At 52.7% G+C, this 22,487-nt stretch carries 25 protein-coding genes and 1 riboswitch; of the genes, 7 read left to right on the top strand and 18 right to left on the bottom strand.

Going from position 1 to position 22,487, the window contains the following annotated elements; all coding sequences use genetic code 11:
- Positions 1-29: 29 nt before the first annotated feature.
- Positions 30-2,123, bottom strand: a complete 2,094-nt coding sequence (locus ACX1C1_RS21920) for a glycosyl hydrolase 115 family protein (RefSeq protein WP_458954260.1) — start codon at positions 2,121-2,123, stop codon at positions 30-32.
- Positions 2,124-2,359: 236 nt separating this feature from the next.
- Positions 2,360-3,403, bottom strand: coding sequence for a LacI family DNA-binding transcriptional regulator (locus ACX1C1_RS21925; protein WP_458954261.1), 1,044 nt, complete (start codon positions 3,401-3,403; stop codon positions 2,360-2,362).
- Between the two features lie 118 nt (positions 3,404-3,521).
- On the opposite strand from ACX1C1_RS21925, the gene ACX1C1_RS21930 reads away from it, so the two are divergent.
- The gene (locus tag ACX1C1_RS21930; protein ID WP_458954262.1) at positions 3,522-4,799 is read left to right on the top strand and encodes an FAD-dependent oxidoreductase; all 1,278 of its coding nucleotides are present in this window, start codon (positions 3,522-3,524) and stop codon (positions 4,797-4,799) included.
- A 94-nt stretch (positions 4,800-4,893) separates the two neighbouring features.
- Here the strand turns inward: ACX1C1_RS21930 and ACX1C1_RS21935 are convergent, their stop codons facing one another.
- From ACX1C1_RS21935 to ACX1C1_RS21950, 4 genes are all read right to left on the bottom strand, one after another.
- On the bottom strand, positions 4,894-5,952 hold the full coding sequence (locus ACX1C1_RS21935) for an FUSC family protein (RefSeq protein ID WP_458954263.1): 1,059 nt from the start codon (positions 5,950-5,952) through the stop codon (positions 4,894-4,896).
- Positions 5,953-6,130: 178 nt separating this feature from the next.
- Positions 6,131-6,634 carry a hypothetical protein gene (locus ACX1C1_RS21940; RefSeq protein ID WP_458954264.1) on the bottom strand — a complete coding sequence of 168 codons (504 nt, stop codon included), beginning with the start codon at positions 6,632-6,634 and terminating at the stop codon, positions 6,131-6,133.
- A 27-nt stretch (positions 6,635-6,661) separates the two neighbouring features.
- On the bottom strand, positions 6,662-7,267 hold the full coding sequence (locus ACX1C1_RS21945; RefSeq protein ID WP_458954265.1) for a pentapeptide repeat-containing protein: 606 nt from the start codon (positions 7,265-7,267) through the stop codon (positions 6,662-6,664).
- A 118-nt stretch (positions 7,268-7,385) separates the two neighbouring features.
- A complete protein-coding gene (locus ACX1C1_RS21950) occupies positions 7,386-8,141 on the bottom strand; it encodes a hypothetical protein (protein ID WP_458954266.1) in 756 nt (251 codons plus the stop codon).
- Between the two features lie 157 nt (positions 8,142-8,298).
- Here ACX1C1_RS21950 and ACX1C1_RS21955 point away from each other — a divergent pair, with 157 nt between their 5' ends.
- Positions 8,299-8,592 carry a Dabb family protein gene (locus ACX1C1_RS21955; protein ID WP_458954267.1) on the top strand — a complete coding sequence of 98 codons (294 nt, stop codon included), beginning with the start codon at positions 8,299-8,301 and terminating at the stop codon, positions 8,590-8,592.
- 198 nt (positions 8,593-8,790) lie between these two features.
- On the opposite strand, the gene ACX1C1_RS21960 is transcribed toward ACX1C1_RS21955, so the two are convergent.
- From ACX1C1_RS21960 to ACX1C1_RS21990, 7 genes are all read right to left on the bottom strand, one after another.
- Positions 8,791-9,447 carry a peptidoglycan recognition protein family protein gene (locus ACX1C1_RS21960; protein ID WP_458954268.1) on the bottom strand — a complete coding sequence of 219 codons (657 nt, stop codon included), beginning with the start codon at positions 9,445-9,447 and terminating at the stop codon, positions 8,791-8,793.
- Between the two features lie 61 nt (positions 9,448-9,508).
- Positions 9,509-10,291 carry a glucosaminidase domain-containing protein gene (locus ACX1C1_RS21965; RefSeq protein ID WP_458954269.1) on the bottom strand — a complete coding sequence of 261 codons (783 nt, stop codon included), beginning with the start codon at positions 10,289-10,291 and terminating at the stop codon, positions 9,509-9,511.
- Between the two features lie 116 nt (positions 10,292-10,407).
- Positions 10,408-11,283, bottom strand: a complete 876-nt coding sequence (locus tag ACX1C1_RS21970; protein WP_458954270.1) for a TatD family hydrolase — start codon at positions 11,281-11,283, stop codon at positions 10,408-10,410.
- On the bottom strand, positions 11,252-12,040 hold the full coding sequence (locus ACX1C1_RS21975) for an ABC transporter ATP-binding protein (RefSeq protein ID WP_458954271.1): 789 nt from the start codon (positions 12,038-12,040) through the stop codon (positions 11,252-11,254). Before ACX1C1_RS21975 ends, ACX1C1_RS21970 begins: the two co-directional genes overlap by 32 nt.
- Positions 12,030-12,827 (bottom strand): ABC transporter permease, encoded by a 798-nt coding sequence (locus ACX1C1_RS21980; RefSeq protein ID WP_458954272.1) that lies wholly within the window; start codon positions 12,825-12,827, stop codon positions 12,030-12,032. Before ACX1C1_RS21980 ends, ACX1C1_RS21975 begins: the two co-directional genes overlap by 11 nt.
- A complete protein-coding gene (locus tag ACX1C1_RS21985) occupies positions 12,817-13,119 on the bottom strand; it encodes a thiamine-binding protein (RefSeq protein ID WP_458954273.1) in 303 nt (100 codons plus the stop codon). Before ACX1C1_RS21985 ends, ACX1C1_RS21980 begins: the two co-directional genes overlap by 11 nt.
- Positions 13,120-13,173: 54 nt before the next feature.
- The gene (locus ACX1C1_RS21990; RefSeq protein ID WP_458957763.1) at positions 13,174-14,142 is read right to left on the bottom strand and encodes an ABC transporter substrate-binding protein; all 969 of its coding nucleotides are present in this window, start codon (positions 14,140-14,142) and stop codon (positions 13,174-13,176) included.
- A gap of 305 nt (positions 14,143-14,447) precedes the next feature.
- Positions 14,448-14,556, bottom strand: a riboswitch (TPP riboswitch).
- A gap of 169 nt (positions 14,557-14,725) precedes the next feature.
- Here ACX1C1_RS21990 and ACX1C1_RS21995 point away from each other — a divergent pair.
- The gene (locus tag ACX1C1_RS21995) at positions 14,726-15,802 is read left to right on the top strand and encodes a glycosyltransferase (RefSeq protein ID WP_458954274.1); all 1,077 of its coding nucleotides are present in this window, start codon (positions 14,726-14,728) and stop codon (positions 15,800-15,802) included.
- Between the two features lie 125 nt (positions 15,803-15,927).
- Here the strand turns inward: ACX1C1_RS21995 and ACX1C1_RS22000 are convergent, their stop codons facing one another.
- On the bottom strand, positions 15,928-16,308 hold the full coding sequence (locus ACX1C1_RS22000; protein ID WP_458954275.1) for a VOC family protein: 381 nt from the start codon (positions 16,306-16,308) through the stop codon (positions 15,928-15,930).
- 172 nt (positions 16,309-16,480) lie between these two features.
- A complete protein-coding gene (locus ACX1C1_RS22005; protein WP_458954276.1) occupies positions 16,481-16,930 on the bottom strand; it encodes a MarR family winged helix-turn-helix transcriptional regulator in 450 nt (149 codons plus the stop codon).
- Between the two features lie 414 nt (positions 16,931-17,344).
- On the opposite strand from ACX1C1_RS22005, the gene ACX1C1_RS22010 reads away from it, so the two are divergent.
- Both ACX1C1_RS22010 and ACX1C1_RS22015 read left to right on the top strand, forming a co-directional pair.
- Positions 17,345-18,622: a DNA polymerase IV gene (locus ACX1C1_RS22010; RefSeq protein ID WP_458954277.1), complete on the top strand. Its 1,278-nt coding sequence runs from the start codon at positions 17,345-17,347 to the stop codon at positions 18,620-18,622.
- Entirely contained in the window at positions 18,619-18,948 is a 330-nt protein-coding gene (locus ACX1C1_RS22015) for a YolD-like family protein (protein ID WP_458954278.1), read from the top strand. The genes ACX1C1_RS22010 and ACX1C1_RS22015 overlap by 4 nt, the downstream gene beginning before the upstream one ends.
- Positions 18,949-19,021: 73 nt before the next feature.
- Here the strand turns inward: ACX1C1_RS22015 and ACX1C1_RS22020 are convergent, their stop codons facing one another.
- Complete coding sequence (locus ACX1C1_RS22020) at positions 19,022-19,375, bottom strand: DoxX family protein (RefSeq protein WP_458954279.1); 354 nt, start codon at positions 19,373-19,375, stop codon at positions 19,022-19,024.
- Between the two features lie 149 nt (positions 19,376-19,524).
- Here ACX1C1_RS22020 and ACX1C1_RS22025 point away from each other — a divergent pair, with 149 nt between their 5' ends.
- A complete protein-coding gene (locus ACX1C1_RS22025; protein WP_458954280.1) occupies positions 19,525-19,902 on the top strand; it encodes a winged helix-turn-helix transcriptional regulator in 378 nt (125 codons plus the stop codon).
- Positions 19,903-19,948: 46 nt separating this feature from the next.
- Here the strand turns inward: ACX1C1_RS22025 and ACX1C1_RS22030 are convergent, their stop codons facing one another.
- Complete coding sequence (locus ACX1C1_RS22030) at positions 19,949-21,247, bottom strand: DUF2515 domain-containing protein (protein WP_458954281.1); 1,299 nt, start codon at positions 21,245-21,247, stop codon at positions 19,949-19,951.
- Positions 21,248-21,411: 164 nt separating this feature from the next.
- Here ACX1C1_RS22030 and ACX1C1_RS22035 point away from each other — a divergent pair, with 164 nt between their 5' ends.
- Positions 21,412-22,113, top strand: a complete 702-nt coding sequence (locus ACX1C1_RS22035) for an SOS response-associated peptidase (RefSeq protein WP_458954282.1) — start codon at positions 21,412-21,414, stop codon at positions 22,111-22,113.
- Positions 22,114-22,142: 29 nt separating this feature from the next.
- On the opposite strand, the gene ACX1C1_RS22040 is transcribed toward ACX1C1_RS22035, so the two are convergent.
- On the bottom strand, positions 22,143-22,430 hold the full coding sequence (locus tag ACX1C1_RS22040) for a stage VI sporulation protein F (protein ID WP_458954283.1): 288 nt from the start codon (positions 22,428-22,430) through the stop codon (positions 22,143-22,145).
- Positions 22,431-22,487: the final 57 nt, after the last annotated feature.

The following is a 22,487-nucleotide window of genomic DNA, read 5'->3' on the forward strand; positions in this document are numbered from 1 at the left end:
TATCGAACCTTCTTTACCAAGCATAGAAATTAACGTTCAATGATCCCTCGCGCAGTGAAATAGTCATCCAATCGGCCAGCAAGCTCATCATCCGATTGAACGCGGCGATGCGTGTTCTCGAGATAGATATATTTCTCCGTCTCAGGCATTAAGAACTGTTTGTGCCATTGGAAGAAGTCCGGGCTATCGCCATGCATGCGCAGGTAACGGACGACTGTCTCTACATTGTTCACGGTACTGGCGATGTTCGTGAGATAGTCGGCCGAATAAAAGCTCTCCCACTTGCCGTGCTCGGCTTGGGCCATCGTCTTAAGCCCCTCACGATACGCAGCTAGCGATCGTGCTGCGTATACGAATGCGATCGGCGCGTCCCCCGCCCGGAACGTGCGGTACGCTTGGCACAGACTGCGGAAGCCACGGCAACCGGAGTCGTGCAAGCGAATGTGGAACAACACTTGATCCTCAAAGCGTGTACGCTCCGGCCCGATAAGCTCTTCATGCAATGCCTTGGCCCTCTCGGCGAGCGCAGTCCATGCCGGATTCGCCTGCTCGAACAATCGCTCGAAGTGGTGCACCTGTTGATCGAACGTCTCGACTTCTCCCGTTGCCCATCGCAGCCCTTCATTAAGGGCTTCCATCTCTCCGCGCAGCCAATGACCGATAATGTGTCTAGCCGGATGGTGGTACATTTCGTCCCCGGCCTTGTCGTCGGAGTTCGGACCGTATCGGATCGTCGTCTCAGCAAAGTCGACGAGTAATGCTCCGATCTGAGCCTGGCGTTGTGCATCCGAATTCGGGAACAGCATCTGGACAAAGCTCTCCCTATGCTCCACCGCGTTCGTGACGGAGCCGGATCCCCACATCTCCGCGATCAAGTCCAGCAAATAGACGTGCTGACGGATATTACCGCAGTTAATAAGCCAATAATCGGTCGCGCCTACGTCCAGCACTTCGCTCAGCTCTGCATGCATGAATGCCGCAGACGAAGGGAACAGCGCAAGATGATTGGATGCTTGCAGATCGTGGAACGTCACGTGATAATAGATTCCGTTCGATTCGCCGTCCTTCCTCGCAGGCAGTGAAGGCACACGCAAGTTCAAGTTACCGTGGCGCCGGGACACCATCTTGCCGTAGCCGTTGTCCGCCCAGACGAGCATGACACCTTCCGGAACGTCGATGTAGCCGCCCTTGTACAACTCGGCGATCTCTCCATACATCGCCATGCAATAGACCGGGTCCGCGACTTGCGCAAGGATCATCTCATATTGCTTACGAACGGCTCGCGAGATCAATTCACCACGGCTCTCCGGCGTATCGAACGAAGGATCGTTCTGCCAGAACGGCGCATCGCCTTGACCTCGGAACGACAATACCCAGACAATACGGCTATCCTTCTGGTGCTCGATCGCCTTCGCCCATAACGCCTCGAACAGGTCAGGATGCTCATGATAGCTTGCCTTGCGTCCTTCATACGCGCGTAAGAACATTTCAGCGCCTAGCGGCTCGGCGTGATGGTGCGTGAGCCATAGACCCATCTCCGAAGCGAGGCTGGCTTGGATGCCGTCCTTTGGCAAGTCCGTCCCCGGAATGACCATATTGCCGCCACAGCGCAGCAGAGCCTCGAACACCGGCTGCCACACTTCCTTCGTCGGCGGGTATTGCGCCTTCCAGCCGATGAGGCATACTTCGTCGTTGACGAACCAGCCTCTGAACCGGACCTTTGGTCGTGAAGAATAGTAGCTTCCAACTGGCAATTCGATCGACTCTCGCGAACGAGGAGCCAAGTCCGCCCAGAACCAGAACGGTTCGACGCCAAGCACATAACGGCTGTAATGCAGAACCCCGTAGACGAGCCCGAGATCGTCTCGGCCGACAATGTCGACCGTGCGGGCGTCGCGCACATGCATTGCGTAGGCTTCTGTCCATGCCGGGCATTCGTCATCAATCGTCGCATAACGAATATGAACCCTTGTGCTAACTGCATGGTTCGATCCATCCCCGGTAACCGGTTGACTTCCGAACACGCTCTCGTGGTCGCGATACAGCATGGCAAGAGCATGCTTCACGGGATCTGCTGCTTGCTTAGGTTCGATGTATATCGTCGCTGCATTTATCCAAGGCATCGTTCATTCTCCCTATCTCTATCAGCTTTTTAAGAGAATTCTACCTCTTGCTTCGGGTTTGCACAATGAACAAAACAGAGTTTTCATAGTCAAAATCCGACTTACACCGACTAACCGTCAACGATTCGGCTGTCCTATTGCCAGCGATCGTCCACCTTAAATTGTAAACGCTTACTACACATGCCGATAGAGGACAGTCATGACCTTAATCCGTAGATTCATGACTTATTTGTCCTCTAAGTGTTCCTTGCTAGTATCGTTTCCCCAGGATGAAACGCCCCCCGCAGCCTTACTTGCTCATAGGGCATCAGAGGATTCGCGATTCTGCGCAGCATTAGTTCCGCCGCTCGTTCACCAGCCTCGCGAACAAGCAATAGCGGCCTGGACGTGCCGTCGTAACGGGGATGAGCTTCATTCTCCATTCCGACCAATGAGATGTCCTGTGGGATGCTTAGCTTCAAGAAACCCGCAGCGACATACACCCACTCGGCCATACCTGGAATGGCGGCTATAACTGCCGTATAGCGGCCGGAGCTGAGCTTGGCGCTAAGCTGCTCCATCCACGTCGTGCGATCCGCGTTGCTGCTGGTCAAGTGCTGGGCGGAATTCGCCAAGTCTGGAAGCCCGAGACGTTCCGCCGCGGCCGTGAACGCGCTCCAACGCAAGCGGAAGCCTCTTAGCCGATTGATTTCCCCTATATACAAGATGTCTCGATGCCCCGCCCGGTATAAGGCATCCATCGATTGGTGGATAGCAAATTCCACGTCCCAGATCACGCTGTCCACCGCAGTCACGTCTGGCGGATAATTGATGAGCACCTTGGGCATCGGGAGCTCCAGCAAGACGGCCTCTACCCACTCCGGGATTACCGCCGTCAGGAACAGTCCGTCCGCGAAAAATAGCCCGTTGTTATCCAACCAATGCCGCAGCTCCTCCTCCCCGTCCATCTCTACGGGCATCATCAGCGGGTAGAGCGAGTGTCCAAGCTCGTTCAGACGGATGCGCACTCCTTCGAGCTGCAGCTGATGAAAGACGGAGTCGCCAAAGGTCAACATGGCGAACCGCCTAGGCTTTGCCCCCGCCCAAGGAATACGCTCCGCCGCTATGCCCGCCTCCTGCTCCTTCGTTCTGTATCCCAGCTCGCGCGCCAGATCCGCGACCATCTTGCGTGTCGTCTCGGACATACCGGGCAGTCCCCGCAGCGCCTTGGATACGGTGTGAATCGTCAGCCCTAGCTCGTCGGCTATCGTCTGCAGTGTTACTTGTTTTCTAATCGACATGATTGAACCTCCCAGTACATTCATTCTGTTCTAATTGTAACAAAAATGAAACTATAAATCAGGTTTCATTTTCCCTACAATTGAAACTAAGAACAACAAATTGAGGATGGAGTTGATCATGATGTCAAATCGCGAAATCAAGATAGAACGTACAGTACCCGTATTCGATGAGGTAGATGTCATTGTCGTCGGCGGAGGTCCCGCAGGAACGGCTGCAGCCATCAGTGCCGCGCGCGGCGGACGCAAAACGATTTTGCTGGAGCAGTCGGGACAGCTCGGCGGAATGGGGACGCTCGGCAATGTGAGCGTATTCATGGGCGTCGGCAACGTAACCGGCATTTACCGGGAGATCATCTCGGAATTTCTTCCCGCGGCGCTGCCAAGCTCGCATCACGAATCGATCTGGCCGCAATATTCGCCATTCGAGCTTCGTCATTATTTGAATGGCAAGCTGGAGAAAGAAGGCGTCGAGGTGTTCTACCACGTCAGCTTCGTTTCTTCTATTATGGAAGGGAATCGGGTTACAGGAGTTGTGGCGAATACAAGAGAAGGTCTCCGCGCTTTCGCGGGCCGCGTCGTGATTGACTGCACAGGTGACGCAAGAGTCGCTCAAGACTCCGGCGTACCGACTCATGCCGGACGCGACGAAGACGGGCTGACGCAGCCGATGACGCTCATGTTCATGATGCAGGACACTGGCAAGCCGGTCACTCCGAAGCTGCCGGACGATTGTTATACGTATGAATCGATTCCCGATCTCCCGCAAGGCCGCCATCTGTACTGGGGAGGCATGGGCGACGGTACCCTACTCGTCAATATGACACGCGTCAAGGGTAACGGAGCCAAGATCAGGGATATTAACTACGCTGAGAAAGAATCGCTGCGCCAAGCGTTATCCGTCGCCAATTACTTGCAGCGCACGAACCATCCGAACCATATCCTGTCCCATGTTCCGGGTCAAGTCGGCGTAAGGGAAACCAACCAGATCGAAGGACGTTACACGCTGACGGAAGACGATCTGACGACTGGACGCCGCTTTGAGGACGTTGTCGCTCAGACCAACTACGAGATCGACATCCATAATCCGACTGGTGGCGTCAACACCGATGAGAGAAAGCTGGACGGTTACGATATCCCATACCGCTGCATGCTTCCGCAAGATGTCGAAGGTTTGATCGTTGCCGGACGCAGCATCTCCGCTACTCATGTCGCCATGTCGTCGATGCGTGTACAAGCGACTTGTTATGCGCTGGGCCAAGCGGCTGGCGTCGCAGCTGCGCTCGCCATCGAGTCGGACGCTCCCGTCGCAGACATCTCCATCGAGACGCTGCATGAGCGGCTCGCCGGCCAAGGCGTCGTCTTCGTGAAGAAGAACGTGGCAGCAAGCAAGGCTTAGACATACCGCCGTAGTCGCCCATACGTGGCACAAAGCAAAGAAGAAGACAATAGGGCGATCTCGCCACGATTGTCTTCTTCTTTGCTTTACCTATCTATCCAAACAACAACGATGTGTTTTCTTCGTCATTCTCGGTATGCTCGACAAGGCGATCCGATCGTACGGTCTGATAACCGTACTCGTAGATGGTGGCGGCTACAATGAGCAGCCTTGGTGACCCATCTAGGGATTCTGGTTCGCTCTCCTGTTCGTCGCACCCCGCCCTTGCCTGCTTCATGAAAGCGTTGTTCTCCTCTTCGATTGACTCCGCCTTCCAGCTGTCCGGTTTTACCTTCTCCTCGAATTTGAGCAGCACATGTTCATTGAACTTGATGAGCCTCTCCAGATGCCGATCATAATATCGATTGATCTCGGCTGTTCGATCCGATTGGAAGTAGTGCTCATGCACAGCTTCCAGTACTTCAAAACCCTTTTGCAAATTATGTAGGAGCTGCTTGTAGACCACGATCTGCCGCTTTTGCCGGAATTTCGCCCGCTTCAGCCGCTTGAGCTCTTCTTCCAACAGCTTATACTTTTCTCTCAAAGCATGCAGCCCGTCAGCCAGCTCCTGCTTCTGATCGCGGAATACCTTCTCTTTGATTTCATCCGATATTGCCGTACGAAGCAGTAAGGACAGTTGGTTGAACACAAGATGAATCTGCTTGGTGAACTGTTCTCTCGGATCCGGCGGCACAAAGATGATGTTGACCAGAAAAGCCGCTACGATACCGATCATGCTGAGCAAAAACCGGTTCAGTGCGAACTCCCAATCGCCGGATGCTTCCATGACACTCACGACGGTAACGAGCGTAAGACCGATGGACTCCGACATCTTTAATTTCATACATATCATAATGACAAGTACACAGACGACACCGATCGCGATGGGTTCATTGGAGAAATACGTGCCGGCGAGCATTGCAATAATGGCCCCTAACGTATTCGTCTGTATCTGTTGGAGAAAGTATCGCCACGACCGATAGATTGTCGGTTGCAGCGCGAAGATGGCAGCTACCGCGGCAATAACCGGCGGTGTGAATTGGAGCCACATACTTACGTATAAGGCAAGAGTGACGGCTATCCCCGTCTTGAGCATACGCGCGCCGAATGTCATGACTCACCTCCGGCCACAGAGTCGCCTAACATAAACCTTTGCATGCCATCGATGGTGAAAACTGCCTCCAAGTTGTAGGTTATCATTTGTTGCACGTTCAAGTTCCCCGTTCCATCCTAATCTGATATTACGACCATAAGTGTATCATATCACAGTCGAATGATCACGGCCTTAGCTCCTATCCCAGCAGCCTCTCCACTAACGCCTCCGCTTCATGCCTCAAGCCCATATCCTTCAAAGCTTGAGCGTGTTGCTTGATAACGTCCCGATCCGTACAATAGTCATGCTGCAAATGACGCACCGCTGCCAGTAAGGCTGTCTGCTCACCAAAGTCCTTTGAAGCACTGCTGGCCATTACACCGACAGAATCCTTGGTTGTCATGATCGTCCGCATGCTCCGTTCTAGTCGTATGTCTTGTATGTATGGATAAGGCTGAGCAATAGGTTCGAATCCGAATACGTTCCTCATCGTATCCCTCACCTGTTCTTTCTCTCTCCTCCACCTTGCATGATCGAACCAGGCTGATTGCTGGTCACTGCTTTCTTCCTTACTTTTATATTCGTAATACGTTTCTTCATTCGCGAATTCGTTCAACAGCAGAAGCTCATCATAAAGATGCAGCGCCATAAATTCCCGTAAATTCCGGGCAACAAGCCGGATACGCTCATCATCCATCACCATCTCCAAACACTCCTCATTTTCTCGAAATTAAGTAACCTTCGCCCCATGCGAACGCGCGAACAACAGCGCTTGCTCCCTGTCGATTCGCAGTCCGGAGATGGAAAATGTTTTGAAATCAATTCCCTGCAGATTGGCGCCTCTGATATCAGCTCCCGCCAGCTTGGTTTGCGCCAGCGACGCCAGCGTCAGATCACAGTCTCGCAGATCGGCTTTCTCGAGGTCAGCACCGGACAGGTCGGCTTCATGAAATTTAATCCCGCGCAGATCCTGACGCATCAGCCTCGTATGCCGCAGATTCGTGTAAGACCAATCGCCGCCAACGATTGTAATGCCGTCCATATTAGCGCTCGTGAAATCCGAGCCCGTCATTTTGCAAGTATCGAATTTCGCTACAAATAGATTGGCTCCACCGAACTTGCAATTCTCGAACGCTGATTCTTGGTGTATGGAGCCGTTCAGCGCCGCACCGCGGAAATCACATTCAACAAATCTGCATGAGTTCGTGACAATTTCCTCTAGTGATCCATGAGCAAATGTACAGCGCATAAACGTACAGCCAATCAACTCTCCATATCGCAAATCTTGAGTGCCGAAGTTGATCCCTTCGTACTTTTGATTTTTGTGTTCGAACATAACAAACCTCCGGATGTGCTCATTTTTCTTTACTATAGCACATGGCTGTCAAGCCCCGCCCCGGACACCGTTGGTTGTCAACCCCTATTATTTTCGAGCTGGAGATGAACTGCCTCACCTAAAGTCCCGCTGCTGCTTTGATCTGTTGTCTCTGCGTCATTATGATCGTGTGAAGCTGATCCGTGCCAAAGGCACCTGCTAAGAACGCATTCGCTTTCTCATAATAGACCATCCGAAAGGATGTACCATCTTGGAGATGCACGCGCAAAAAGATGCCTGACTCGTGTTTGCTTTCTTCATAAACCTCTTCATATCCCACGCGCTCCAAAGGCAATAGCTCCTGAACAAACGCCTCAGCAGCTTCCGGACTGAAATCGCCAATCGTGCTTCCGTCTTCGCTGCTCTCCAGACTGACCTTAGCTACTTTCCCTTCTATATCCAATAACTCACCTATCGTAGCCGCTTTCGGATTATGACGAACCTGATAGATTTTATTGCGCGCCACTACACGGAATTCCGGCTTATACCCCTTTAGCGCATAAACGGCCATTCCAATGGGAAGGAATGCTGCATCTCCATTTTTCTCCGTGTAATCCGTACAAGCGTGATCTTGCAGCCTATATGTAATTTCCCCTACCTGCTCACCTAACTGCTCCATTGTAATTGGCGGTTCTTCAATAGATCCATCGTCAATGTTGTAATACTTGATATCGTTCACCATCAGAAAATCAACCCATTCGATAATCGCGTTACATGGCGCTGGCGTTAATGTCGGCGGCACGCCACTATTGGTTGCAAGGCTATTAGCCCCGCATCCTGCCGTCAAGGCTGCAATGAGCAAAACGCAAACCATTTTCAGCTTCATACCTACCATTATTTATCACCTCATTCTGCATAGACGGGTTTGCAGGCTGCGAAGTTGCGGATGTTTTGAAGTCACGCTTTTATGCTGCGCTGGATCATCCCTGCCCTTTCGTGCTATAGTGCTTAAAGTTATTCCTATTTCATTCGAAGGAAAGAAGGCTGAACCCATGCTCGATCGCGTTATTCTCGTTAAATTCGGTGAACAAACTACCGAAGCCCAGCTTCAAGAAATCGTCGAAAAGTTCAAGGCACTCAAGCAACACCTATCCGGTGTCGTCGAAGTGAACGCGGGCATTAATTTCTCGGACAACAACAAAGGGTACCAACTCGTGCTGCGTGTACGTTTCGAAGACCAAGCAGCGCTTGAGGCATATGGACCGAACCCGGAGCACCAAGCTGTAGCAGCGCTTATCCGTGAGTATGGACGCGAGGACAGTATTGCCGCTAATATCGAAGTATAGCTTGTAACAGTCTGATGACTGCCGCTCTATTGGGTTTCATCAGACTTTACCCAGCCCGGTTATCTAGCTTTTATGGCGATCGCAGTCGCAACAAATGAAATAGCGGTTAACCTTCTCGGTCAACCGCTTCTCTCTGCCGTGTTTCTCTTCTACATCCTACTCGTTATAAGCTTTCTGGTCTCCGCAAGCTCCTGACGATTAACCTGGCTCTGGATCTTGACCGCTTACGCGCCGCAGCTCGTTCGCCAGTCGGTTGAATTCCGCTCTCGCCTGCGGGTCTGTCGTCGCCATATAGGCCGCGCTTAGAAACCGTATTATGTTGTTGGCATCCTTCGGATCCATCATCGGCTCTTCACCCTCCTCCAATATCGCCTCGACCTGTGCGACAAAGTCTTCCCAGCCACTCCACTCTCCATCCGTGTTCATCTTTCTCGGACAGTTTTTGCCGCTCCAGTCATAATGGCGTCTCAGCCGGTCTGTTCCCCAGCCCCGTTCCTTCAACAGAGACGCTGTCAATTGCGCTGCATTGGCCTGTGTCGCCGCATAGTTGCCGCTTTCTGTAATTTCAATCGAAATCGACGTGCGATTCCCGCTCCCTGGAGAGCTTCCATCTCCTGCATGCCATGCGACCTCGCTTAGCGGTATACATTCAATCGCTTCTTTTTGATCGATAACGATGTGGAAGGATGCTGTTGCCGAATTCGATGGATTCGTCAACCAATTCCTCTCGTTTCTCGCTGTACTGGCGGGGTTGGCAGTATTATGAATCGTGATCGTGCTGGCGCTTAGCGCTAGACCCGGACGTCTATTGTGCGGTGTCGACAGTGGGATATGATCTACAATATACGTGTACAATCATTCATTCTCCTCTCTTCGTTCCGACATCTTATACTTTATGTCCGAATGCCGGCAGCCGTTAGGGCGAAGCTTCTCCCAGCATGACAACTCTTGCCTGGGGCTCCCATTTAATTTCGATGCTAAGCAGCATGGCAAGATCTCTTACCTTTACATAACCAGTCGATATCGACAGCCGGGATATCAACTCGGTGCCGTTGACCGTTACCGCCGTTCCCGTCCAGCCTACTTTGGCTCCTAACGTTTCTGCAACTTTCCGGGCCGGGACCCATGTTACCCCTTCAAACAAATATCCTGTAGAGATGACCGCTCCAAGCCAGGTTACAGGGACGATAACTGCACCATCGAAGTCTCTCGTTACGATCGGCGGCGCTGCAGGCACATCATATTTTTTCAACCCATATTGTTGAATGATCGCCATCAGCTTCGTCGGATAAGCGGGATCCGTTGCGTAACCGCATGCTTGAAGCATCGCAGCTTGCCTCTCCGGCGTCCCTGCCGAACGTACCCTTTCGTAACGAGGTGCCTCCAGCAACAAATCCAAATCCTTATAGAAATGATACAGCGTTTTGTATGCACGAAATGCCGTCTTCGTCGTGATGGTGCGTCCGTCTAGATACTCCCAAGTTCCTTTAATGACGGCGCCTCCATGCCAATAAGCATTCGTGATGCCGCTGCCGACTTTAATACCGCCAAGGTTGTTCCAGTCATGGATCTCACCGCCGGATTCCAACAGACTTTGCGCCATACGCACCGAAGGGAACATGAGGGAGCCTTGCATTCTCACTAGCTCCACGCTAGGCGCAATTGCAGCAAAAAACTGATCTCTCGTCATCTTGGCCATCTACCTTCCTCCTCTCCTATCAACCTCTCTTTCTACTTAATATATGCCCCCTCTTAGCAAAAGGAAACGGCCCCTCGTCCCGAATCGACGAAGAGCCGCTAAGCATGAACACATGTTTACAACCGATAAAACTTACGCGTCTGCAGATACAACTTCTCCGCGGTTTCCAAGGGGTCCATTCCTTTAATTGCCGCAATGCCGATTACCGATTCTCGTGTCATCGCAGGTACGGTCTCTCTGTCGGCATAAGGTCCTTCGAAGGGCCATGGACCGTCCGTCTCGGCCATCATCAGCTCCAGCGGATATCGTCTAACGACGTCCTGAATTTCTTCCTCGTAGCCCACATCCGGTGTCACGGAAATCAAATAACCTGCCTTCACCATCCGCTCCATCGTCTCTGCGCTGCCCTTAAACCAATGGAAATGAGCATCCCGTACCCCGTATCGCTCCAGCAAATTGCAAACCTTATCCGCATCCTCGTAGACGGCGTGCAGGACGATGGGACGATTCAGCTCTGCCGCAAGCGCAACGAAACATTCCAACAACTCGATATAAGGCTCCTCATCAAACGCTGCACCTTCAGCCACAGCTTCACTACGTTTGTAATAAGGTAATCCAACCTCGCCAATGGCGAATGACTCTCCCCCGCGATGGCGTTCCCTAATCCAGTCAAGGAGCAACTCGCGCTCCTCTAGCGTGGGCGGTTCCTGCTCCGGGTGGTAGCCGTAGGCTGGATGGACGAAACCCGTATGACGACGAGCGAGCTCGCGCGTCCGCATCGAAGAATTCAAATCCATGGAAACGGCTACAACCGCGTCAACCTGTTGGCGTCTCGCTTCTTCCAGCAACGCCTCTTGCTGATCCACGGGATACAAATCAATATGGATATGCGCATCGATAACGGGGATTGACCCTAAAGCAAGAGGTCGACTAGTTCGTTCAGGACTCGGCGATTCTCCATTACGACAGGATTGCTCCCGATGTTCCGCCATGCTTCTCTCCCTCCCTCGCACCATGCTGCAAGTGACCGTATATTCGAGCCTTCAATTCGTTAAACCTCGGATCGGTCCACAAGTCCTCTCTACGCGGCCGCTCGAATGGTACCACGATCTCATCAACCACATACGCGGGTGATGCCGATAACACGACAATCCGGTCGGACAAGTATAAGGCCTCTTCGATGCTATGCGTAATCAGCAGCACCGAACGACGATGCTCCTCCCAGATTGACAGCAGCCACTTCTGCATGTGGAGCCGGGTCAACGCATCAAGTGCTCCGAACGGCTCGTCAAGCAGCATCAACGTTCGCGGCGATAGCAACGCACGCAGGAACGAGACACGTTGCTGCATGCCTCCGGACAAGACATGAGGATATTCACCCGCGTAGTCCGCCAATCCTAGGCGCGCCAGCCACTCCTGCGCTTGCGCCTTCGCTCTTTTCTTATCAACGCCGGCAATCGCCAGCGCTGTCTCGATATTGCCAGCCACGGTACGCCAAGGCAACAGCGATGCCTGCTGCGGCATATAAGCGACATGTCCGCGTTGACCAGTCGTCTCGTGTCCCTCGATCCTTATTTCGCCAGCCTCCGGCTGCTCTAATCCTCCAATAACACTAAACAACGTTGACTTTCCGCTGCCCGACGGACCGATCAGCGATACGAATTCGCCATCCGCCACATGCAAGTTAAGATTGCGCAGCACTTCTTTCGTTCCGAAGCTTTTGCCGATACCCTTAACCTCAAGCCTCATGCTGCACACCTCCTTCCTTTACCGGCGGACGCCAGCGGATGACAAGCCGCTCTGCCCACGAGACCAAGCCAAACAACGTCAAGCTTACGATAATAATCATCAATACCGCGGCAAAAGCTCGTTCCGGCATAAATCCGCGCGATGACAACGCCATAAACCCGCCAAGCCCCAGCTTGGGGGAAAGCAATTCAGCAAAGACGGCGCTCAGCACGCTGTACGAAGCCGCTATTTTGAGACCGGAGAATAAATGTACGACCGCATTAGGCAGCTCCAGCCGCCAGAACAACTCGCTCTTGCCAGCTCCAATCATCCGCATGTAATGCCTCAGACCGGGATCCACATTCGATAGCCCTGCCAGCATCGCAATGGATACAGGGAAGAAACAGACCATCATAACGAGCATAATCTTAGGCAGCAGACCATAACCAAACATCATCGTCAGGATGGGACCAAGGACGACGATCGGCACATTCTGCGACAGAATGAGCAGCGGGTATACGCCTTTGCGCACCCCCGGCAGCAGATGCAGCAAAGCGGCGAGCGCAAAGCCCGCCGCCGATCCGCCCGCGAAACCGATCAAAGTCAGCTTCAATGTCGCCCACGTATGCATCATGAGTCTTGGCCAAATTTCAATTGCTTCGCTTGCGACTGCCAGCGGCGACGGAATTCGCCACGCATCTACAAATCCAAGCATTGAAACTGCCTGCCAGAGCGCAATAAGAGCGCCAAGCACAGCTATCGGCGGCCATATCCCGTTCCACCGCTTCATCAGTGACTTACTGGCCATCCGGATATTTCTCCAGCAGACGCCCCATAGACGCGCCATTCTCCGGATTATAATAAATTTTGATCTGGGAAATAACCGATGCACAGCCCATCTCGGTCATCGCTTCATTCATTCGCTGTACGATGGCAAGCAGCTCTGTCAGCTCCCCTTCCATCGTCGTTTCCAGTGGAGCTACACGATACGGCACTCCCGATTCCTTGATGATATCGATTGCCCGGTCAACATAAGGAAGGACGCTCTCTCCTCCCGGCGTGCTCGGCAATATTTGGATGCTTACCAGTGCGTTAGTCATATGTCCTGCGTTCCCCTCTCTGATCGTATCATACCTTCGAACCTGCGTTATTCGTTATTCCGGCAGGAATTCATTCGTAAATGCCTTCTCCGCTTCCAGCTCGCCTTCGAGCAGTCCCTGCTCCAGCATCCAGTTCGCGTAGTTTGCCCATACAGTCAGCTTCTGCTCACCCCAGCGCGGTGCATCTTCCTGATATTTCGGACTTAACCACTTCTGACTAGCCCTGACGAGATCTGCATTCAAATCCGGCTCTGCTTGAATCAGCACCTCGGCAGCTTCCTCAGGATTGTCGATCGTGAATTGGTAGCCCTCCGCCGCACCGGCCACAAATGATTTGACAAGCTCCGGATCCGACTCGATCTGCTCTTCGTTCGTCACAAGAACCGGTGTATAATAATCGAGTTTATCACTATAGTCCGTCAGGTATACCATGTTCAGCTCTTCTCCGCGCAGCTCCGCCTCGACACCTGTCCACGCATAATAGATCCACGCAAAATCGATATCCCGCTCCACTGCGGCGAAGAAATCACTATCGCCGATGCTCATGATATCCACTTTGCTGACGTCGCCTCCGTCTGCCGTCATAAGAGCGTCAATAACCGACTCCTCGACCGGTGCTCCCCAGCCGCCGTAACGTTGGCCTTCGAATTTCTTAGGCGAGTCTATTCCCTTCGCCTTCGGAGAGGCGAAGCCCGACGTGTTGTGCTGGATGACTGCCGCGATCGAGACAAGCGGCACATCCGCGATACGCGCCATCGTCACCGACTCTTGATAGCTGACGCCGAATTCGGCATCGCCGGAGGCAACCATCGCGTCTGCTCCATCCTGCCCTGGCTGGATAATCTCAACATCCAGACCATGCTTCTTGAAGAAACCATTGTCCCGCGCCACGTATAACCCTGTATGATTCGTATTCGGAGTCCAGTCGAGCACGACCTTGACCTTCTTCAGTTCTTTATCGGCTCCTGCGCTGTCATCATTCCCAGACTCGTTGCCGCCGCAGCCGCCGATGATCAGCGTCATCGCGAGAACTCCCGCAGTAAGTCCCCGTCCCCATAATGTTTTGTTCTTCTTATTCAGCATGATTTGTTCCCCTCTCCGTTTCCCTCTGTCTTGTGATTGACGTCCTCCGCCGCTCTTCTCATAATCCCTATCACAAACCTATGAAGCAACTCTCGCTCCCATCGGGGAACTTAGCGTTTCACTTTGAGATTTCTCCATAAAAAAATCGCCCTCCTGATATCAGGAGGACGATGTGCTGTCGGCATGGATCGCGCCTTACAACAGGGTTTCTTGTACAGCCTGCTGGGCTGCACGCCAAACCATGATGAAGCGCTCGCTTCACGTTCCTACGCCGGCATTATCCGGATCAGGTTTACGGGTCGGAATGTAGTCATTCCCTCTCAGCCGGCCTAACCAGCTCCCCGGAGCATATGCGGTTGTGTCAATTACGTAATCATTATAGCAGACTCAGCTTGTAATGCCAGCATTATTTTCCCAAGCGGATTGTTGCAATACGTCCCTTGCTCGATTTATCAATGGCACCTTCCCTTCCAGCGGCTAATACAATAATACGATAAACGACTAGGAGAGAGGATGTTGAGGAATGCTCGGCATTAGCTTGTGCATGATCGTCAAGGACGAGGAGGAAAGTCTGGGGCGCTGTCTGTCCTCTGTTCGGGATGTCGTCGACGAAATCATTATCGTGGACACAGGTTCCAAAGACCGAACGAAAGAGATTGCGGCATCATACGGTGCTATTGTATACGACTTCGAGTGGATCAACCACTTCGCCGCCGCGCGCAACTACGCATTCGAACAGGCCACGCAGCCATTCATTATGTGGCTGGACGCCGACGATGTTGTCGAACCGGAAGATCAGGCTCGTCTTAAGGCGCTCAAGGAGGGGCATGGCGACGACTTCCCCTACGACAGCGTCTCTATGAATTACCACCTGACCTTCGATCAGAAGGGCAACCCAATCTTCAGCCTGCGCCGCAACCGTCTCGTCAGACGAAGCCGCGGCTTCCGCTGGATCGGTCCCGTACACGAATATTTGGCCGTATCCGGTCGTATCTTCCATAGCGATATCGCCGTTACTCACCGCAAGGAGAAGGTGCACACCGACCGAAACCTGCGAATCTATCTGGGACGTCTGGATGCTGGCGAGAACTTCTCGCCGCGCGATCAATATTATTTCGCCAACGAGCTTCGCGACAACCGGCGCAACGAGGAGGCGATCGACTGGTATGGACGTTTCCTAGACGGTGGCGAAGGCTGGGTCGAAGACAATATCGGCGCATGCCAGAAGCAGGGGGATTGTTACGGACGGCTAGGCAACACGGCAAGCCAGCTGGCTTCGTTGTTCCGCTCCTTCGGCTACGACAAGCCGCGCCCCGAAATCTGCTATGAGCTCGGTTGCGTCTTCGTTCGCCAGGAGCGGTTCGAGCAAGCCATCCACTGGTTCGGCCAAGCGCTGACCGTTGAGCGCCCGGCCGGTTCCATGGGCTCCATGGACCATGCCACCTCCACATGGCTGCCGCATCTGCAGCTAACCGTCTGCTATGATCGAATCGGCAACCGCGCCAAGGCGATGGAGCATCATCGCGAGGCGATGACGATGAACCCGAGCCATCCCAGCATCCGGTACAACGAGAACTACTTCAAGCGCTTGAAGAAATAACCGCTGTGTGCGGCAACGAAATCGGACTGCCTAATGGGCAGTCCGTTGTGCGCTTTCCGCCGCTCCTTCAGTCGACGATCCGACTTTTTCGTCAATCAGCCGTCGCAGGATCGTTAGGAACGTAATTATTCCACTTTATTGCCTACAGCCAACCATCTTCCATCGATGTCTTCGAATACAAACTCTATATTGTTATAATCCGTTCTAATTAAAGGTCTTACAATACGAATGCCTAGCTCCTGAAACTCATTTTCCAACTCGTCCGGAGCGTTTGTTATAAGATAAGCATCATATCCGTAGCCATGAGCGATTCGATTCGGGATAATTTTGTCTGTATTCGATTTAGTAAGCACAATTTCTATGGCATCTCTGTATAAACATACATGCGGTTCAAGTGATTGCAGATAGTACTCAGCCCGAAAACCAAGGTTTGTATAATATGCTGCTGTTTTATTCAAATCTGGCGTTGGAAATAGTTGAAGACAGTGGGTTAATCCTCGTTTCATATATTCTTCTCCTTTAAGCACACCTGGTACTTCCTCTATATCGATTCTGACACAGACGAATGAAGCTCTAAAAAAAATTACATAAGCGACCTGGTCGCCTTGTATCCAATGTCAACCGAAAAAACACTAGAAACTTGAACATTGCAAGTATTAGCCCAACGATAAGCCTCCATTATTTTGGAGGCACACAGCAAGAGCCCACATCTTTCATTGCATGGTTGAATAATTGAATGGAACGTAACACGGTTTCCTTTTCAAATTCGGTTAGTGTAGATAAAACACCGTTTAATTGCGCATTGACAGTCTGGTTAATATTATTTTCTATACTTAAGCCTTCTGGCGTAAGAGCCAGTATGTTAATTCGACTATCTACAGAATCCGGCGTTTTTCTCACAAACCCCTTCTCCACCAAGGTTTTTATTTGTCTGCTAAACGTAGTAATATCCATGCCCAATGCACCGGATATTTCTTGCATAGATGGCCTGTGTTGTCGATTGATCTCGTATAAGATATGGCTTTGAACAAGCGAAACTTCTTGCCCGCAGCTGTTTTCGCAGCATTGTTCATTTAACAAGCCAAAATTGCGCGAAAGAATTTGAAACATATTTCGTACATTATCCATCGGCATCACCTCCTCATTCATTTATATCATTAAAATTTGCAACATACAAATGTTAGTCTCTAGCCAAATAATCAAATAGAAAATAGAAGTTCATGCCAAGCTCCTTCAGCGGATAGCGACTCACCAGATTAACGGTCGACAATATCAATCACACACTTAGATGCTAAATGATCCCCACCGTCAATCATCACCATAATGGAATGCAAGACACCTGTTATTACTTCGTCCACAACTTTTTTATAAGCTTCTTTTTCTTTTGGACTCTGTAGAGATGATTGAAGAATTTTATGGCTCTCCGGAACCTACTCCACTGTCAATAATCCCCACACAAAAAAAGATAGTACACGATCGTATGTTCTGTATATAATAAGCATATGATAAGAACATACATTCGTACAGGGAGGGAGTGGCAACATGGCGCATGAGCATGAACGAACGATCATGCTGGCCGACTGCCAATCGTTCTACGCCTCTGTCGAGAAGACGGAGCGCCCGGAGTACAAGCATGTACCACTAGCCGTGGCGGGCGATCCCGAGCGCCGTTCGGGCATTATTCTCGCGGCTTGCCCGATCGCCAAGAAACACGGCGTGACCACAGCCGAGCGGCTCGGCGATGCGCTGGCCAAGTGTCCGGACCTCGTCATTATCAAGCCGCGCATGCAGCTTTATATCGACGTGTCGCTCATGATTACCCGCATCTACGAAGCGTATACCGATCTCGTGGAGCCCTATTCGATCGACGAACAATTCCTGGACGTAACCGGATCCCTCCATCTATACGGCTCACCTCAGGAGCTTGCCTCCCTCATCCAGACGCGCATCCAGGCGGAGACAGGCATCTACACACGGTTCGGCATCGGACCGAGCAAAGTGCTGGCCAAGACGGCCTGCGACAACTACGCCAAAAAGAATAAGAACGGCGTGTTCACCCTAAACGATGCCAACATCGCGGAGACGCTCTGGACGCTGCCGATCTCGAACATGTTTATGGTCGGCAGCCGCATGACGCGGCACTTCAACGCCATGGGTCTTGAGACGATCGGGCAGCTCGCCGCAACGCCGCTCGACAAGCTCAAGACGCTGATGCGCCGCAAGTTCGGCCGCAATTCCGACATCAACGCCGAGCTATACTCGCGCATTGCGAATGGGATCGACGACAGCCCTGTCAAGCCGGGCACCCACGGCATCGCCCCGCAATCCGTCGGTCATATGATGACACTGCCACGCGATTATGGCGCGATCGAGGAGATTGCCACTGTACTGCTCGAGCTGACAGAGCTCGTCTGCCAGCGCTGCCGCGGCAAAGGCTTTATGGGTCACGTCGTGTCGGTAGGCTGTATGGGAGCGGACTACGATCGACCGACCGGCTTTAACCGTCAGATGAAGATGGAGGATCCGACCAACGTCACCAACGAAGTCTATCGCTCTGCCATGCGTTTGCTTCGTCAACACTGGGATGGCATGCCAGTCCGCAAGGTAGGGGTAAGCTTGTCGCAGCTGCTGCCGAGCAGCGACGACTACCAGTTATCCTTGTTCGACGAGGGACGGGAGAAGTGGATGGCGCTGGAGCGCGCCACCGACGCAATCAAAGAGAAGTACGGAGATGCCAGTATCCTGCGAGCGGTATCGCTGACGAAAAACGTCGGTCAGGCGCTGGATCGCTCCAAGAAGATAGGAGGTCACTACAAATGAGGAAGAAGCTTGAGGGCAACGGATTATGGGAATCCAGCCGCATGATGCTCCCGGAGCACAAGTATGCGATCAACGAATGGTCGGCCGCCGCACAACGCCGCGAACGCGTCCAGCTCGACGATCAGGAGTGGGAGCATGTATCCCGCACCGTATCCGACTCCCTGCAGCATCGGCAGCCCATCACCGTCAGGCTGTATCACCCGGAGGAGCTGCTCACCGTCATCGGAATCGTCGACCGGGTCGACTCGTTGAAACGGCGATTCATGGTCGATGGCGAATGGTTCCCCATCAGCGACATCGAGGGTGCATCCCTGCTCGCTGAGTAACGGCACGCACGTAGAAAAAGGACCTCAGACTCCACGTTACAATCGTAGAGACTGAGGTCCTTTGATATGCCCGTTAGAAGCGGCCGATGGCGACGAATAGCGATAGCGCCAGCAGCACAATGTTCATGAGGATACCCGAATATTCCTTGCGCTTCGCGTGAAACACCGCGGCCAGCAGCATAATGACTCCGATTCCGAGAGCGACGATCGGCGTCAGTACAGGAGCGATATCCAGCGCATACGGCAAGATAAGTCCAACCCCTGCCAGCAGCTCCGATATACCGATAAACCGCACGAAGCTCTTGGAGTACTGTTTGACCCATGGGAGCGTAGCCGCGGCTTTGTCATGTTGAAAAGTCTTCATCATACCGGCCATCAAGAACATAATGCCCAGAATACCTTGCACGATCCATAACGCAATATTCATTAGTTGAAGCCTCCTTGTGAGTAATGCCTAATAAAGCTATACTAATAGCAAGGAGTACTTTGGGGAAGTAGGCACAAGTTTTATACCAAGTATCTTTTAGGAAACCATGTATAAATACTCATTTTTTTCACCTAACGGGGGGATTCGTAATGTCTGATAATTGTAAAGTCGAAACCGCATTAGATATATTAGTCGGGAAGTGGAAGCCCGTTATTCTGTTCCAATTGTTCACCAACGGCACAATGCGCTTTAGTGAATTGCAGAGAGCGCTGCCCGATATTACCAAAAAAATGCTGACCTCCCAGCTCCGAGAACTGGAGTATCACGACATTGTTCATCGCAAGGTCTATCAGCAAGTTCCGCCGAAAGTAGAATACTCCATTACCGAGTATGGAGTCGGCATGACGCCGTTGCTGGAAGCTATAAACAGCTGGGGCACCCAGCATGTGCGCCATCTCCATAAGCTGTACGGCGAAGCAGGACCTGTTGAATCGCAGGAAGTAACAAACGAAGCTGCGCATCGATGATGCCAACGCCAAGGTAGGGGCCCGCATAGCCGGACAATATTACGCCCTAGAAGTAATCCCCGCCTCGTTGCGCTGCAAGCACGGCAAGCTCCAGCTTGTTCAGCATCAATCCGTATTCGTTCGTAATCTCGAAGTTCGGCGGAAACGGCAATTCGCGAAAGTATCTGGCAACTTGCTCCGCTCCTTCGAACCAATCGCCTGGCTCAGAGGGCTCCGGCAACAGATCAGCCCACGCGGCATGCAGCGGCGGGCTGTACAGCGGCGTCGCGCCTGGCTTCAGCTTGCCCCCTAACAGCTTCTCGGAGTAGAAGCGTTCGGGCGATTGGTGACGGATCGGCTGGAAGAGACCTGGCGCATAATCTGCCCGCGAGCCAGTATGCTTGATGGCGGCGGCGAAGCTGCGGACACCGTCAAGCACGCGAGGTATACCAAAGAGCATGGCGTACAAACGTTTGCCGAATTCAATGCGCTCGCCGAGGTCCTGAAACCGCTCCAGAATCAAGCCCGCAAGCTGCAAATCCTCCCCCTTCTCCACCATCTCGCAGCGGTATGGAAATAGGATGGCGTTCATCTGGAGCAACGACTGCAAACCAAAAAACATCGTATGCAGCACATGCTCCTCATAATAGGGATGATGTGCAACACGAGCGTCAATGTAATGCTGTTCGTTCACGATAAGCGCCGTAGACAACAAGGCTGAATCTCCTTCCTTCCAGAATTGGCGCCAGACGGGCTCCATAAACGACGAGACGCCAAAAGCCGGGAGCAAGTGGAACAAACTCCTTCCAAGGCGGCGGCTCCACTCGTATAGAAGCAGCTGTGGGTAGGCATCACAGAAGATCAATACATTCGCCCGCTCCAGCAGCAAGAACACATCCTTGCGCTGACGCTCGCTAAGCAGATGCGGCAGCCACTCTCCTTGCAGATCCGTCATGTTCCAGCCGCCGTTACGTGACACCATGTGCGCCAGCAGCGCCCAGTGCAGCTCCGGTGTACGGAAGTATACGTTTCGGTAAGCTTCTGTCCGCGTGACATTGTTGCGTCCATACTCGGCAGTCTCCGCTCGTATCCGAGTAATCAGCATCGTCTCATCCGGCGACCATGCCGCTGGCGGTTTATTCACGCCCAACAACGGAACCCCCTTGGCCCATGCCGATACAAGCTTCGTTGTTGAAACCGGCGACAAAAGGATGGGCTCCGCCTCGCTGATCATGTATTGGGAGGCCTGCATCGCCCGCCATTTGCCAACCGCGTAGGAGAAGGCCGCGCCAGGCAAGGCGATAAGATGAGCCACCCATCCCCGAATGCCCTTCCCTACTGAATGGTTTTTGTTTCCTCCGCTCACGATGAACACCCCCTATACGATCAGTATCCACGTTGCTTAACCTGCTCATACCGTCCCATACATCCTGGGGAGACAACCGTATAACCTCAGCTTTCGCGTTACCAGGCAACAGTCGTATAATAGAACCAATAATTCCTTTCGATAGACTGGAGGTCCACCATCCCATGTGCGGAAGATATACCATAACAATCACGCTTGAGGAGCTGATGGCTCGTTATATGATCGACGAGACGACTGTCCCCTTCCATCGTCCCAAATATAACGTGGCGCCCGGTCAGTTGGTCTTTGCGGTCATCCACGACGGCAAGCGCAATCGGCTAGGCGAGCTCAAGTGGGGACTCGTGCCGCCATGGGCGGATGATCCCAAAATCGGCTTCATGATGATCAACGCACGCGCCGAGACTGCCGCAAGCAAGCCCGCGTTTCGCGAGCCGATCAAGCGGAAGCGCTGCCTCATCCCTGCCGACGGCTTCTACGAATGGAAGAAGGAGGAAGGCGGCAAGCACAAGCAGCCCATGCGCATCGTCAAGCGGGATCGCTCCGTGTTCAGCATGGCAGGACTATACGAAACATGGCTGTCTCCGGACGGAGAGAAGCTGAGCAGCTGCACCATTCTCACAACGGAGCCGAACAGCCTCGTCGCTCCCATCCATGATCGTATGCCTGTTATCCTTAAGCCCAGTGACGAAGCACTGTGGCTTGATCGCGGCGTGCAGGATGTCAAGCAGCTCCGCTCGTTATTCGTTCCTTACCCGGAGCACGAGCTCGAAGCCTATCCGGTAGGCGCGGCAGTCGGCAACGTGCGTAATGACGATCCGTCGCTTATCGTACAAGGCCGAGTCGAGGGGCAAATCCCTTTGTGGTAAATGCTCAAAAAAAAACGCCGACCATACGGTCAGCGAAACATCCCCCACAGCTTCAGCAAATGGAAGGTGTTGTTCGGATCGATCTTCTGCGCAAGAATAAACGCGACGATCTGCTCCTCTTGTACATCAGTCAGCTTCTCTTGCAGGACAACGGCAGCAGCCTTCACCAGCTTGCGCACCTTCACCCGATCCTGCAGATCATATTTGGTCACAGGTCCGAGCAACTGCCGTATCTTGTCCTTCACGACGGGGTTTTTCAGCTTGAGCTTCACGCGTTCAACCAGTTGCGGCCGAATGCCGTAATTCTGGTAACTCACAGCGGCAGGCACCTCCATTCGGCAATCCAATCTAATCGCTTAACTATATGCCGAAAG

This window comes from Paenibacillus sp. strain BS8-2, from assembly GCF_054483835.1.

What these genes read in the sequence shown, in the direction of transcription:
- ACX1C1_RS21920 (WP_458954260.1), bottom strand. Translation starts at nt 2,123, where the DNA reads ATGCCTTGGATAAATGCAGCGACGATATACATCGAACCTAAGCAAGCA.
- ACX1C1_RS21925 (WP_458954261.1), bottom strand. Translation starts at nt 3,403, where the DNA reads ATGTCGATTAGAAAACAAGTAACACTGCAGACGATAGCCGACGAGCTA.
- ACX1C1_RS21930 (WP_458954262.1), top strand. Translation starts at nt 3,522, where the DNA reads ATGATGTCAAATCGCGAAATCAAGATAGAACGTACAGTACCCGTATTC.
- ACX1C1_RS21935 (WP_458954263.1), bottom strand. Translation starts at nt 5,952, where the DNA reads ATGACATTCGGCGCGCGTATGCTCAAGACGGGGATAGCCGTCACTCTT.
- ACX1C1_RS21940 (WP_458954264.1), bottom strand. Translation starts at nt 6,634, where the DNA reads ATGGTGATGGATGATGAGCGTATCCGGCTTGTTGCCCGGAATTTACGG.
- ACX1C1_RS21945 (WP_458954265.1), bottom strand. Translation starts at nt 7,267, where the DNA reads ATGTTCGAACACAAAAATCAAAAGTACGAAGGGATCAACTTCGGCACT.
- ACX1C1_RS21950 (WP_458954266.1), bottom strand. Translation starts at nt 8,141, where the DNA reads ATGGTAGGTATGAAGCTGAAAATGGTTTGCGTTTTGCTCATTGCAGCC.
- ACX1C1_RS21955 (WP_458954267.1), top strand. Translation starts at nt 8,299, where the DNA reads ATGCTCGATCGCGTTATTCTCGTTAAATTCGGTGAACAAACTACCGAA.
- ACX1C1_RS21965 (WP_458954269.1), bottom strand. Translation starts at nt 10,291, where the DNA reads ATGGCCAAGATGACGAGAGATCAGTTTTTTGCTGCAATTGCGCCTAGC.
- ACX1C1_RS21970 (WP_458954270.1), bottom strand. Translation starts at nt 11,283, where the DNA reads ATGGCGGAACATCGGGAGCAATCCTGTCGTAATGGAGAATCGCCGAGT.
- ACX1C1_RS21975 (WP_458954271.1), bottom strand. Translation starts at nt 12,040, where the DNA reads ATGAGGCTTGAGGTTAAGGGTATCGGCAAAAGCTTCGGAACGAAAGAA.
- ACX1C1_RS21980 (WP_458954272.1), bottom strand. Translation starts at nt 12,827, where the DNA reads ATGGCCAGTAAGTCACTGATGAAGCGGTGGAACGGGATATGGCCGCCG.
- ACX1C1_RS21985 (WP_458954273.1), bottom strand. Translation starts at nt 13,119, where the DNA reads ATGACTAACGCACTGGTAAGCATCCAAATATTGCCGAGCACGCCGGGA.
- ACX1C1_RS21990 (WP_458957763.1), bottom strand. Translation starts at nt 14,142, where the DNA reads ATGACGCTGATCATCGGCGGCTGCGGCGGCAACGAGTCTGGGAATGAT.
- ACX1C1_RS21995 (WP_458954274.1), top strand. Translation starts at nt 14,726, where the DNA reads ATGCTCGGCATTAGCTTGTGCATGATCGTCAAGGACGAGGAGGAAAGT.
- ACX1C1_RS22000 (WP_458954275.1), bottom strand. Translation starts at nt 16,308, where the DNA reads ATGAAACGAGGATTAACCCACTGTCTTCAACTATTTCCAACGCCAGAT.
- ACX1C1_RS22005 (WP_458954276.1), bottom strand. Translation starts at nt 16,930, where the DNA reads ATGGATAATGTACGAAATATGTTTCAAATTCTTTCGCGCAATTTTGGC.
- ACX1C1_RS22010 (WP_458954277.1), top strand. Translation starts at nt 17,345, where the DNA reads ATGGCGCATGAGCATGAACGAACGATCATGCTGGCCGACTGCCAATCG.
- ACX1C1_RS22015 (WP_458954278.1), top strand. Translation starts at nt 18,619, where the DNA reads ATGAGGAAGAAGCTTGAGGGCAACGGATTATGGGAATCCAGCCGCATG.
- ACX1C1_RS22020 (WP_458954279.1), bottom strand. Translation starts at nt 19,375, where the DNA reads ATGAATATTGCGTTATGGATCGTGCAAGGTATTCTGGGCATTATGTTC.
- ACX1C1_RS22025 (WP_458954280.1), top strand. Translation starts at nt 19,525, where the DNA reads ATGTCTGATAATTGTAAAGTCGAAACCGCATTAGATATATTAGTCGGG.
- ACX1C1_RS22035 (WP_458954282.1), top strand. Translation starts at nt 21,412, where the DNA reads ATGTGCGGAAGATATACCATAACAATCACGCTTGAGGAGCTGATGGCT.